The organism is Clostridium sp. C8-1-8 (assembly GCF_009928445.1).
Classification (GTDB): domain Bacteria; phylum Bacillota; class Clostridia; order Clostridiales; family Clostridiaceae; genus Clostridium_AR.
In genome coordinates, this window is sequence record NZ_JAABNO010000001.1 from 312,522 (window position 1) to 325,067 (window position 12,546).

A 12,546-nucleotide genomic window follows, 5' to 3' on the forward strand; every position below is an offset into this window, starting at 1 on the left:
ATAGTAGCAGTCCTTTTACCTTTTATGTATAAGCTTATTTCCAACGAGCAAAACCCTCATATAAATGATAAATATCTGAAAATCCGTTTTCTTCAAGAAAGTTTGTAGCCATTGGACTTCTTCCTCCAGTTTGGCAATAAACTAAAATCGGTTTATCTTCATAGTCTAAGATTTCTTCGTATCTGAAGGGTAGCTTGTTAGCAGGGATAAGAATGGCACCATCTATATGGCCTTCTTCAAACTCTTCATCAGTTCTAACGTCTAATATCAATATATCATCGTTGTTAGTTAGAAGTTTTTTTGCATCATTTATGTTTATTTGATTCATTAAAAGTCCTCCTTTTAGGTTACTAATCTATAGTACATTTTAATTTAAGTAACTAGATTTAACAATTAAAAATATTAAATATTTTTTTAGTAGCCTTTGTTAAAGTACAGTGTTGAAATTAAGTAGTCAGCCATACGATGCTTAGATGAGCTTTTGCAAAGAATTAATGCTAAAGCGGTGCTATAAAAAAGATATATTAAAGTTATTTATGTTTTTATTTTTTTATTTCATTAAGAATTGGAATAATAAGACGAATATATAATTATTGGTAATACGTAATTGCTAGGAGCATAGGATATTGTTTAATTTTTGATTTTATATTATGTATAGATTAATTGTTTTGTTAGAAAATATATAGTACACTAAAAAAGTATAATATTAAATCTAATGGTAATAATCCATAATTTTAGTATATAAATAAATAACTCATAGATAAAAATGGATAAAATTACAAAATAAATGTTATTAATTGAATTTATTCCTGTTATTTCATATAATAGAATATAGAAAACGTTTAAAGAAAGAGTAAATTATTATTTTTTACATAAAATAAAAAATAAACTTACGTAATGGAGTATATTTCCTTGTAATGCCATAATTTTGCCATTATAATATTTTTTATTGAAACAATTTCATAATAGGAGTTGATGGGATAATGTCAGTTTCAATTAAAGACGTTGCAAAGGAAGCTGGAGTTTCAATTGCAACTGTATCTAGAGTATTAAACGACATCGATGTTGTTAATGAAGAAACAAAGAAAAAAGTTTTGGATGCAATAAAAAAGCTTGGATATAGACCTAATATTGTTGCTAGAAGTCTAAAAACACAAAGGACAAAAACTATAGGGATTCTTATACCAGATATATCTAGCCAAATATACCCAGAAATAGTTAGAGGAGCAGAGGATGTTGCCAACATATATGATTACAATGTAATACTATGTAACTCTGACTTGGATGTTGATAAAGAGAAGGAATACCTAAAGGTTCTTAAAGAAAAGATGGTTGATGGTGTTCTTTACATGAGTAGTTCCTTAGATGATGAGATTGTTGATTTGGTAAACGAGCTTGATTTGAAAACTGTATTAGTAGAGAGTAAGGACAAAGAAGGTTTATTGCCTAGCGTCACTATAGACAATGCTAAGGCTACATATGATGCTACAAAATACTTGTTGGACAAAGGTGCTAAAAAGATAGCCTTTATTGGTATTAAGAAAGATACTAATAATGCATGGAGCAATAGATATATAGGTTATGAGAATGCACTTAAAGATGCCAATATAGAAATAAACGAAGCACACCTATACTTTGATACTTTAAAAACTAAGACAGGACATGAAGGTGTACTTCATATTCTTGAAAGTAAGGATAGACCAGATGCAATAGTATGTGCTTCTGATGAAATAGCTATGGGAGCGGTAAATGCTTTAAGAGAAAATAACATTAGTGTTCCAGAAGATATAAGTGTTATTGGATTTAATAATATTTATGCTGCCTCAGTATTTTATCCAAAGCTTACTACTATTTCTCAGCCTGTATATGATATGGGATCTATTGCAATGAGAATGCTTATTAAGCTTATCAATCAAAAGACAATAGAAGAAGGTCACTATGTACTTGATCATCAGCTTATCGTAAGAGATAGCTGCAAATAAAAGCATGCCAAACGGCATGCTTTTATTTTACGTATTTTTCTTCACTTCCATCGGTTTTTATAGAGTAATAAATATATTGGTTTTTATCTGTACTTACTATAGGGAGCACAAAGACTCTATCATTTAGTATGAATATTTTGCCTGGCAATTGAAGCGGACCTGATACAGTGGATATTTTTTGAGTATTTAAATTATATTTCTGTAGTCTAAAAGTATATTGTGAGCCACCAACATTAAAATCAGAGGAGCTTGAGATAAAGTATAGCTCATCTTTATATATATTTATGGAGCCTTGAGAGCTATAATCAGTCTGTAATATAGTAGAGGTCTTTTTGGTATTTAAATCGAATCTGATTAAATCTTGTTTTGGCATTTCTCCGTCCTTTGCAATGATTGGCATTTTGAAATAGTATATGCTGTTGTTATATATACTAAGCTGAATAAAGGTATCTTCTAGAACAGCTTGGAAGCCTGATCCGTCAAGATTCATTGAATAAAGTGTATTTTTCCACTTTTCATCATTGCCACTTCCTGAGGTTGAAGTTGACGAGAAATAAAGCTTATCATTATATACAAAAATGAAAGAAGAAAAACTTAATGATGAGTTTGGAGGAAGTGGTAAATTAGCTTTTACATCTGTTAAGTAATCACCATTAAGATTCATCTTCTTTATAGATGAATCTGCAGTGCTTATTAAATAAATCCAATCGTTATAGATAAAATAGCCACCACATTGATTTAAAAGTTTTTTTTCTTCATGAGGAGCTTGTAGTTTTTCCTTATATAGGTCTGGTTGTGCAAACGGTCTATAAAGTAGAGAATCATCTACTAAATTCATATCGTAGATACCCTCGAAATCCAGTTTTTTAAACATTGTTGTACCGTCTTCCATTGAATATACTAACTTAGGACTGTCTGATGCAAGTATATAGGGGGAGAGAAATAAATAAGGTTTTGAATATCTTACATATCCACCATTAAGGTGATTGCTTAATGTATTTATACCATCTACTGTATTATGTGAACCATTAGAGTTCGTCTTAAGATCAGTAGACAGAGTTTCAGTTGTAGTTAAGGGTTTTGTTGTACTAAGCGAAGATAATTCTTTAGGTTTTTCTGCTTTAGTTTTATTATTATTATTAGCCTCTGAGGAAATTGAAGTCTTCTTTTGAGATTTGCTATATATACTAAATGCTAAACTACAGCCTACTAAGATCACGATAAGTCCAGATATAATAAAAAAACGTTTTTTCATACAATACCTCCCATTAAAGTTATTAATACTTATTCTATCCATTATATTTAAATCCTCTAATATATAAAAATTTATTATATAATATTAATGTCTATTCATAATAATGTATTTTAAATTACGGCTCTTTTGAAGTACCTCATTGAAATTAAGTTGTCAGTCATAGGAGGTTTTGATGAGCTTGCGAAAAAGATCATTTAATTATAGTTGCTGGCTCGTATAGTATCTCCTTTATAACCACTTAATTTAAATAATATTATCAAATATACCCTGAATTAAATGTTATTAATAACTTTATATAAGATTTATGCTTTAAAATCTGAAAAGGAACAGGCAGAGAAATTTTTTTCGTAATATTAGGAGATTAAAATGGAATATGAAATAGTAAGATCTAAAAGAAAGACAGTAGCAATTGAGGTTAAGGAAGATAAAATAATCGTAAAATGTCCATATAGATGTTCAAAAGCTTACATAGATAGTGTTATTAATAAGAACAAGTTATGGATAGAACAAACTCATAAAAAGATTATGGAGAGAGGTGAAAAACGGTTAAAGTATGTTGATGGACAAATAGTATATTATTTAGGAAGGCCATATGAACTAGAATTTAACTATGATTTAAAAAACTCTTTGCAATTTAAGCAAGATAAATTTATTTTTACTTTAGAGGCCAGCAAAAAGGGTGACAATACTCTTTTGGAGGAAATGGCTAAAGATATGCTTATGAATTGGTTTAGGAAAGAAGCAAAGGAATATTTGAATAAGAGAACCTTTGAGATAGCGGATAAGTTGGGGGTGTCTGTAAATAAAGTATACATAAAGAATGTTAAGACTATATGGGGAAGCTGCTCTTCCAAGAATAATATAAATTATAATATAAAGCTGATCTCAATGCCTGAGGGAGTGATTGATTATGTAATAATTCATGAACTGTGTCATACCTTAGAGAGAAATCATTCTAATAAATTTTGGGCGCTAGTTGAGAAAGTAATCCCAGACTATAAAGAGAGAAGAAATTTCCTTAATACTAGTAGTAGCAAGTATTGTAATTGGTAGTAAGATCCTTAAAATAATTTTAAAATAATAACGTTTACTAATAGGAATTGGTAAAAAATGTGGTTGCAGTTGCAACCATTTTTTATTATACTAATTTTTGTCGTAAAAATTATCTTTATAGTAATAGGAGTTTTTTATGAATAATAATAATGAAATGCTTGGAGCATATATATCCCAATTATATAGAATTGGAAGTGCTTTTATCTCTAAGGAGCTTGCTCAATTTAATATTGGATATGGGCAATTTAGATTTTTGATGGAATTATACGAGAATGGTAGTCTGTGTCAGGAGAAACTAGCAGAGATGCTATACATAGATAAGGGAACTACTGCAAGAGCAATTAAGAAGCTCGAAGAAGAAGGATATGTATTAAGAGTTAGAGATGGAGCAGATAAGAGAATGTATAAAGTATCTCTAACTGACAAGGCTAAGGGAATAGAATCAGACATTAAGAAAGTCATAAAGAATTGGAACGAAAAACTAACTTCAGATTTAAGTGATGAAGAAAAAAAACTTACCCTTGAGGTAATGGCAAAGATATGTAGGAATCAAAGAATATGCGCAGGGAGGGAAAAGGATAATGGATAGACAAAAGAGATTAGGTGAAGAACCAATAGGTTCTTTATTATTAAAGTTTTCAGTGCCAGCAATAATAGGTATGATGGTTAATGCTCTTTATAACGTAGTAGATAGAATATTTATAGGGAATATTCCTGGTATAGGAAAAGATGCTTTAACTGGGGTGGGAATAACACTTCCTATAATGACTATAATAATGGCTTTTGGTATGCTTGTAGGTATTGGTACCGCAACCGCAATATCAATTAGGCTTGGACAAGGAAAGAAGGAAGAAGCTGAAAACATCTTAGGTAATGCTTTTGTACTTTTGATAATAACAGGAGTAGTTATAACTATTGTAGGTCTTTTGACAATGGACCCTGTTCTAAATGCTTTTGGCGCTAGTGAAGCAACTTTAAAATACGCAAAACAATTTATTCAAGTAATATTTATTGGTTCAATATTTAATGTAATGGGCTTTGGACTTAATCACTCAATAAGAGCAGATGGCAATCCTAAAATAGCTATGTTTACTATGCTTATAGGTGCTATACTAAACACTATTTTAGAACCTATATTTATATTTGTGCTCCATTTAGGCGTAAGAGGAGGAGCTGCTGCAACAGTTATTTCTCAGTTTATCTCTATGTTATGGATATTAAATTATTTTACTAGAGGAAATAGTATTCTTAAGCTTAAAGTAAAGAATTTTAAATTGAAAAAGGAATTTATTATAAGTATATTTGCAATAGGTATTTCACCTTTTGCTATGCAGCTAGCATCCAGTGTGGTTCAGATTATATCTAATAATGCCTTAAGAAATTACGGTGGAGATGTATCTATAGCAGCGATGTCCATTATAAGCTCAGTAGCAATGATTTTCATGATGCCTATTTTCGGAATAAATCAGGGATCATTGCCTATAATAGGATATAACTATGGGGCTAAAAAGTATGAAAGAGTTAAGGAAGCTGTTAAAAAAGCTTCTATAGGAGCTACAGCAATAGTAGTGGTTGGGTTCTTAGTTGTAGAAATTGTTCCACATTTTGTTATAACTATATTTAATAGTGATGCAGAACTTGTAAGAGTTGGTAGCAATGGACTTAGAATTTTCTTATTTATGCTACCTGTAGTAGGTTTCCAAGCGATTAGTGCAAACTACTTCCAAAGTATAGGTAAAGCTAAGATGGCTATGTTCTTAAGCCTTCTAAGACAAGTGATACTTTTAATACCATTACTTATTATATTGCCTATATTCTTTAAACTTAATGGAGTATGGCTTGCTGGACCTATATCTGATGGACTTTCAGCACTTATAACTGCTATAGTATTTTATAAAGATGTAAAAGCTTTAAAGTAATAATATATATTTAGATATTGTAAAAGGGACGGATAATTCTTAAGTAGAATTTATCTGTCCCTTGTTTTATTTCTTAGGAAGGTAACAATCCTAAAAATAATGGCTTTAATGATTTAGGATTGTTCTATAGAATTCCTTCTGTTTTTAATATATCTTCAAGCTGTTGAACTTTTTCAGTTAATACGATGAATTTCTTTTTTAATCCATCCTTTGATTCATTTTCATCAATGCTCTTTTCAATGTCTTCTACAGCAGCTAGTGCTTCCTCAATATCCTGTTGAGCAAGCTTAAGGTTATTTTCGTCCATAAGTAATCTCCTTTACTTTAGTTATAAAAAATATTATAAAGTATAGTTTAATGTTATCATTACTAAACCAGCAGTGCAAGGCATATATTGTATAGATACCCAAAGATGTATCATTTAATAATATTAATTGGAGGAGAAATATGATTAATTACATATGGTTTTTCATGCTACTTTTAGGAATAGCCGTAGGTATCTTTACAGGAAATGGTGAGCTTATATCAAAAGCAATAGTTGATTCAACCGCATCAACTACAGATTTACTTTTAGGTCTTTTAGGGATTATGTGTTTCTGGTGTGGAACTATGAAGGTTGCAGAAAAAAGTGGCCTTACAAACATACTAGCAAGCTTACTTAAACCAATATTAAAGGTACTGTTTAAAGATGCTGCAAGAGATGAAAAGACTTTAGGATCTATTGTTATGAATCTTACTGCAAATATGCTAGGTTTATCTAATGCTGCCACCCCCTTTGGAATTAAGGCTATGGAAGGAATGGACAAGCTAAATCCTAAGAAAGGTATTGCGTCAAATGACATGGCTTTGTTTTTAGTTATAAATGCTGCTTGTGTTCAATTTGTACCATCTACAGTTATATCTGTCAGAGCAGCAGCTGGATCCTCTAACCCTGGATCCATAATAATACCGTCCTTAATAGCAACAGGATGTGCTGCCGTAGTTGGAGTTACTTGTACAAAAATACTGGAGAAATACTTTTAGGAGGATCTTATGTTTAACTATCTATTAAAAAGCATAATACCTATAATATTTTTAGCAATATTGATTTATGGAATGATAAAGGGGAGAAAGGTTTATGAATGGTTTGTAGAGGGAGCTAAAGAAGGACTTCATGTGTGTTATAGAATTTTTCCTTACCTTCTATCAATGATAATAGCTGTAAAGATATTTAGGGAAGCAAGGCTTTTGGACATGCTTAATAACCTTTTAGCGCCAGCAGCTTCTATTATAGGGCTTCCAAAGGAATTAATTCCACTTATATTAGTAAAGCCTCTTTCAGGAAGTGGAGCACTAGGGGTATTTACCGATATACTAAAACAATATGGAGCAGATAGCTATATAGGAATGGTAGGATCAGTAATAATGGGGACTACTGAAACTATTTTTTATACTATCACTGTATACTATGGAGCGGTAGGGATAAAAAAGATAAGGCATACCTTATGGGGAGCAATTATGGCAGACCTTACAGCTATAATAGTGGCTGTAACTGTAGTTAAAATAATGTTTTTCAAATAAAATGGATAATATATTTAGTATACGTTTAAAAATGGAGATTTATTAAGAATGACTAAAGAAAGTAGTTTTAGCAAATTTTTTACTAATCTTAAGACTAAATTAAGAAAACTATGGTAAAATTTTTCTATAAAAGGAGGAGAGAGAGATGATTGAAATAAAAAATGTGTCTAAGAGCTACAATAAGACTAGCAATGCTGTAGACAATGTAGACATCACAATAAACGATGGAGAGATTTTTGGTTTTTTGGGACCTAATGGAGCTGGTAAGACTACAACCATAAAGATGATAACAGGTATTATTTCTCCAACACAAGGTGAAATAAAAATAAATGGAGTAAGTATTACTGAAAATCCTTTGGAAGCTAAGAAGCAGTTTGCTTATGTGCCTGATAGTCCTGATATGTTTTTAAGGTTAAAAGGTATAGAGTACTTAAACTTTATGGCGGATGTTTATAATGTGCCTAAGAATCAAAGACAGAATAAGATAGAGGAGCTTGCAAAAAGATTTGATATGCAGTCAGCACTTTCAGATCAACTACAATCTTACTCACACGGTATGAGACAGAAGATCGTTGTAATGGGAGCTTTGATACATGATCCAGAGGTATGGATATTAGATGAACCACTTACAGGTCTAGATCCTAAATCTGCTTTTATATTGAAGGAGATGATGAGAGAACATACCAACTCTGGTAAGTCTGTATTTTTCTCAACCCATGTATTAGATGTAGCAGAAAAGGTCTGTGATAGAGTAGCTATAATAAATAAGGGTAAAATCCTGTTCTGTGGAACTTTAGCGGAAATGAAGGAACACTTTAAAACCAATGAGTCCTTAGAGCAGATGTTCTTGGAGATGACAGAAAATGAATAGAGTTTGGTTATTGACTAAGATATTTTTTAAAACTGGCTTTGGCAATACAAGAAGAGGGAAAAAAAGAACTAACTCGAAGATCGGTAATATAATATTACTTCTTATTACACTTCCTTTGATTATGTTTGGTGTGGGTGCTATGATGTTCGGTATTTATGAGGGGCTTCATATGCTTAACCAAGATGCACTTTTAATAGGTCTTTCTTATAGTTTGGTTTCTTTAATTATATTTGTATTTGGTATGATGTCGGTAATAAGTATATTTTACTTTTCTAAAGATATTGATTTTGTATTACCGTTACCTTTCAAACCGCATGAGATCACTTTGGCTAAATATATCACAGTTGTGGTATATCAATATATGCTAGAAGCCTTTATACTATTGCCAGCTATAGGTATATATGGTTTTAGAACTGGAGCAGGGTTGCAATTTTATCTAGCAGGTCTTGTATGTTTTATATTTATGCCTATACTTCCAGTAACCTATTGTTCTATTGTAGCTATGCTTCTTATGAGATTCACTAATCTGGCTAAGCACAAGGATGGCTTTAGAGTAATAACAGGTCTTATAGCTATATGTATACCAATAGGCATAAACCTTGTATCAAATTCCTTTGGTTCAAAGGCCAATGCTAATCCAGATGCTCAAAGACAACTCCTTGAACATTGGATGACAAATAAGAACTCAGCTTTAGATAGTCTTTCAAATGTATTTATAACCTCAAAAATTGGAACTTATGCTACTGTGGCAGAAACTCCTTCAAAAATGGCAGTTAACTTATTGCTGTTTGTTCTTATAAATATATTAGCAATAGTAGTATTTATATTTATAGCCGATGCATTATATCTTAAGGGTGCAGTAGGTAATTCTGAAAGCTTTAGTTCTAGAAAAGAATTAAAGAAAGAAGTATTAGATAAGAGCACCAAGGAAAAGTCCCAGCTTATGACTTGGTTTAATAAAGAGATGGTACTTTTGTTTAGGACTCCAGCTTATTTGCTGAACTGTATATCAACAATAGTTATTATTCCAGTTGTTATGCTAATTCCTATGCTTTCTCAAGGTGGTAGTATCAATAATATTTCTAAACATGTAGGAGAAATTTTAGCTGATCCTAAGAGTTATAATATAGTTATTGCTGTTGCCTTTGCGGTTATAATATTCTTTACTGCATCTAATCCAGTGGCTTCAACCTCAATATCAAGAGAAGGCGATAATGTTTATGTATCAAAGTTTTTGCCTGTAAGCTTTATGACTCAGATGATGGCAAAGGTATTAAGCTCAGTAGCTATAAATAGTATACTTATAGTGGTATTTGCTATAGGAGCACTAATTATAAAGGTACCAATTACTTTAATATTATTAATATTTATACTAGCTATGTTAGAAATAGTTATGTTTGCTATGATAGGTCTATTAATAGATCTTCACTCACCAAAACTCGTTTGGGATGATGAACAAAAAGCTGTTAAGCAGAACTTTAACTCAATGAAGTCCTTGCTTATAGGTCTGGTTGTAGGAGGAGCAGGTACTGCAGCAACTATATTTATTGGTGCTAATTATATTATATCTTATTTTGCATTAGCTTTATTTACTTTGATTGCAGATGTATTACTGTATAAGGTTTTAAGCACAGTAGGGTATAAGCTTTTTAATAAAATCGCAGACTAGATATATTATGAAATGTTAAATAAGTGTTAAATATATAAAAGTTATGAAACTTTTTGCACACTTATTACGTCTATATATATGATGAATTAAATAAACAAATGTACTTTTAATAGATTGGAAATGCTTTAAAGGTAGCAATATGTTTCTCGACTATATGTTATCCTAGCATAAAATATTAAATAATCCAAGGGGAGTTGGATTATTTGAATCTTTAACTTAAATAAATCCAGGGGAGAGTGTTTATGGAAAGGAAGTTGAAAGAACTTTTATCAGTTACAGATGATGATATAAAGTATTTGGCATACGGTATAGGAATAGGTACCACAGCTGGATTGATTCTAGGCTTCTTTATAAATAATATTCCTCTAGGATTTTCTTTAGGTGGAGTATTTGGCATAATTGTTTCCGCTGTATATTCTATATATAAAAAGATTACTAGCAATAAAGAAAAGTAATTTAATAAATAAGAAAAGGGTTTGAGATGAAGCAATCATTTCAAACCCTTTTTTACTGTACTTTTATCATATTCATTCAGAAAGTCAGACACACAAGAAAAGCGAATTGGAGAAGGTCGCTTCAGCGGATTTTTTGACTTATTGAACACACTGTAATTCCTTAAACCTTCTTCTAAATAACATAAATATAATAGACCCATCAACTGCCCATTGGATACTTGTTATTATCCATACATACATAACAGGAAGTTTCAGGATATAAATCGCTAAGAACATTAAAGGTAGTCTTATCACCCAACTTGATAGCATAGATACTTTGAAGGGGGTTTTTGTATCACCGGAGCCTTTAAGTATACCTCCAGCAACCATGGATAAAGCCATAAAGGGCTGCTCTATAGCAGCTATCATAAGGCAAAGTACCCCGTCGTTTATTACCTTTGTCTCAGATGGTCCAATGAAGAGCGATACTAACACTCCAGGTATCACTAGAAATAATATTGAACATATAAGCATAACTATAGTTGCTAAAAATATGGAACAATAAGCATATTCTTTAGCCATTTTGTAGTTTTTTTCCCCTATCTTTTGACCTACTAGTGCAGTAGCAGCTACAGCAAATCCCCACCCTGGCATGAAGGATATTGATTCAACAGAGGTTGTTATTTGATTTGCTGCAAAAGCTAAGCTTCCTAATGAAACAATGAAGAAATTACTTAAGAGTCTGCTTATACTGAAGGCACCTTCCTGTAAGGCTGAAGGTACAGATAAATTCATAAGACTTTTAAACATATTTAAATTTAAAGAAGTTATATATTTTAATCTTACTTTTATTTTTGAATATTTGTACATATAAAAAAGTATAAAAGTAAATCCAACTATTTGAGCAGTGGTTGTTGCAATTGCAGCACCCATAACTCCAAGAGGAGCAAATCCAAACTTACCAAATATTAATATATAGTCTAAAGTTATGTTTATTATATTTATTATTATAGAGGCTATCAAAGGTACTTTAGTATTGCCTGAGCCTCTTAGTGAAGCATTAAGACTATTCATGAACATATTAAAAGTAATACCTATAGAAGCTATTTTCATATATGGAGAGCCTAAATTGATTATAGCTTTTTCAGCTCCTACTAGTTTGAATATTATGGACGAACCCATAAAAAGTGCAATGAACACAAATATAGATATTATTGAAGAAGCTAAGAAACCTAAAGTAGCATATTCTTCTGCAAGTTCGGTTTCTCTTGCTCCTATGTTTCTGGCTACTAAAGAAGATATACCGATTGATATTCCATTAGCAACTAGTATGTTAGAGAAGGTGTATATTATCTCTGTGCCTAATCCAACACTACTTACAGCTAAGTTGCCACCATATTTTCCTACCATCATAGTATCAAAAACACCAATCATCATATATAAGATCATTTCGCCTACAGCTGGCAGGGCTATAGTTAAAACGTCTAAAATCGTAGATTTATGAATTTTCATTAAGTGCTCCTTTCTTGAACATTATAGAAAACCTTAACTATTATATCATAAGTCTGATAGCTAGTGTAATTAGGTGCAATAGGTAACATATATTTACAAAGTATATAAATTAAAATATAATTATATTACTTATTATGGTAAGCAAACAGTGCCTTTCCTTATTGCATAGTATGTAACAAGGAGCTTATATAATCAATGTTCAATTTTGGGTAAACGTTATTTTAAAGCTTTGTACAAGCGTATTAAAGCATCTGATAATCCACTGTTTAATTTCAAAACAACACTTTAACA

13 protein-coding genes are annotated in these 12,546 nt (G+C 31.2%); 9 read left to right on the plus strand and 4 right to left on the minus strand.

What is annotated here, in order from left to right:
* Positions 1–34: 34 nt before the first annotated feature.
* The gene (locus GXK57_RS01300) at positions 35–328 is read right to left on the minus strand and encodes a rhodanese-like domain-containing protein (protein WP_160670269.1); all 294 of its coding nucleotides are present in this window, start codon (positions 326–328) and stop codon (positions 35–37) included.
* A 655-nt stretch (positions 329–983) separates the two neighbouring features.
* On the opposite strand from GXK57_RS01300, the gene GXK57_RS01305 reads away from it, so the two are divergent.
* Positions 984–1,982, plus strand: a complete 999-nt coding sequence (locus GXK57_RS01305; RefSeq protein ID WP_160670271.1) for a LacI family DNA-binding transcriptional regulator — start codon at positions 984–986, stop codon at positions 1,980–1,982.
* Between the two features lie 22 nt (positions 1,983–2,004).
* On the opposite strand, the gene GXK57_RS01310 is transcribed toward GXK57_RS01305, so the two are convergent.
* Positions 2,005–3,237 (minus strand): DUF5050 domain-containing protein, encoded by a 1,233-nt coding sequence (locus GXK57_RS01310; RefSeq protein ID WP_160670274.1) that lies wholly within the window; start codon positions 3,235–3,237, stop codon positions 2,005–2,007.
* A 366-nt stretch (positions 3,238–3,603) separates the two neighbouring features.
* Here GXK57_RS01310 and GXK57_RS01315 point away from each other — a divergent pair, with 366 nt between their 5' ends.
* The 3 genes from GXK57_RS01315 (at position 3,604) to GXK57_RS01325 (ending at position 6,209) form a co-directional block, all read left to right on the plus strand.
* Entirely contained in the window at positions 3,604–4,290 is a 687-nt protein-coding gene (locus GXK57_RS01315) for a SprT family zinc-dependent metalloprotease (protein WP_160670277.1), read from the plus strand.
* 136 nt (positions 4,291–4,426) lie between these two features.
* Positions 4,427–4,879 carry a MarR family transcriptional regulator gene (locus GXK57_RS01320; RefSeq protein WP_160670280.1) on the plus strand — a complete coding sequence of 151 codons (453 nt, stop codon included), beginning with the start codon at positions 4,427–4,429 and terminating at the stop codon, positions 4,877–4,879.
* On the plus strand, positions 4,872–6,209 hold the full coding sequence (locus tag GXK57_RS01325) for an MATE family efflux transporter (RefSeq protein WP_160670283.1): 1,338 nt from the start codon (positions 4,872–4,874) through the stop codon (positions 6,207–6,209). Before GXK57_RS01320 ends, GXK57_RS01325 begins: the two co-directional genes overlap by 8 nt.
* A gap of 124 nt (positions 6,210–6,333) precedes the next feature.
* Here GXK57_RS01325 and GXK57_RS01330 read toward each other — a convergent pair whose 3' ends face one another.
* A complete protein-coding gene (locus GXK57_RS01330) occupies positions 6,334–6,516 on the minus strand; it encodes a hypothetical protein (protein ID WP_160670286.1) in 183 nt (60 codons plus the stop codon).
* A 140-nt stretch (positions 6,517–6,656) separates the two neighbouring features.
* On the opposite strand from GXK57_RS01330, the gene GXK57_RS01335 reads away from it, so the two are divergent.
* From GXK57_RS01335 to GXK57_RS01355, 5 genes are all read left to right on the plus strand, one after another.
* The gene (locus tag GXK57_RS01335) at positions 6,657–7,232 is read left to right on the plus strand and encodes a nucleoside recognition domain-containing protein (RefSeq protein WP_160670289.1); all 576 of its coding nucleotides are present in this window, start codon (positions 6,657–6,659) and stop codon (positions 7,230–7,232) included.
* Between the two features lie 9 nt (positions 7,233–7,241).
* Positions 7,242–7,769: a nucleoside recognition domain-containing protein gene (locus GXK57_RS01340; RefSeq protein ID WP_160670292.1), complete on the plus strand. Its 528-nt coding sequence runs from the start codon at positions 7,242–7,244 to the stop codon at positions 7,767–7,769.
* Between the two features lie 145 nt (positions 7,770–7,914).
* A complete protein-coding gene (locus GXK57_RS01345) occupies positions 7,915–8,640 on the plus strand; it encodes an ABC transporter ATP-binding protein (protein WP_160670295.1) in 726 nt (241 codons plus the stop codon).
* Entirely contained in the window at positions 8,633–10,309 is a 1,677-nt protein-coding gene (locus tag GXK57_RS01350; RefSeq protein WP_160670298.1) for an ABC transporter permease, read from the plus strand. The genes GXK57_RS01345 and GXK57_RS01350 overlap by 8 nt, the downstream gene beginning before the upstream one ends.
* A 242-nt stretch (positions 10,310–10,551) precedes the next feature.
* Entirely contained in the window at positions 10,552–10,764 is a 213-nt protein-coding gene (locus tag GXK57_RS01355; protein WP_238475914.1) for a hypothetical protein, read from the plus strand.
* 138 nt (positions 10,765–10,902) lie between these two features.
* Here GXK57_RS01355 and GXK57_RS01360 read toward each other — a convergent pair whose 3' ends face one another.
* Positions 10,903–12,255 (minus strand): MATE family efflux transporter, encoded by a 1,353-nt coding sequence (locus GXK57_RS01360; protein WP_160670301.1) that lies wholly within the window; start codon positions 12,253–12,255, stop codon positions 10,903–10,905.
* Between the last annotated feature and the right edge of the window lie 291 nt (positions 12,256–12,546).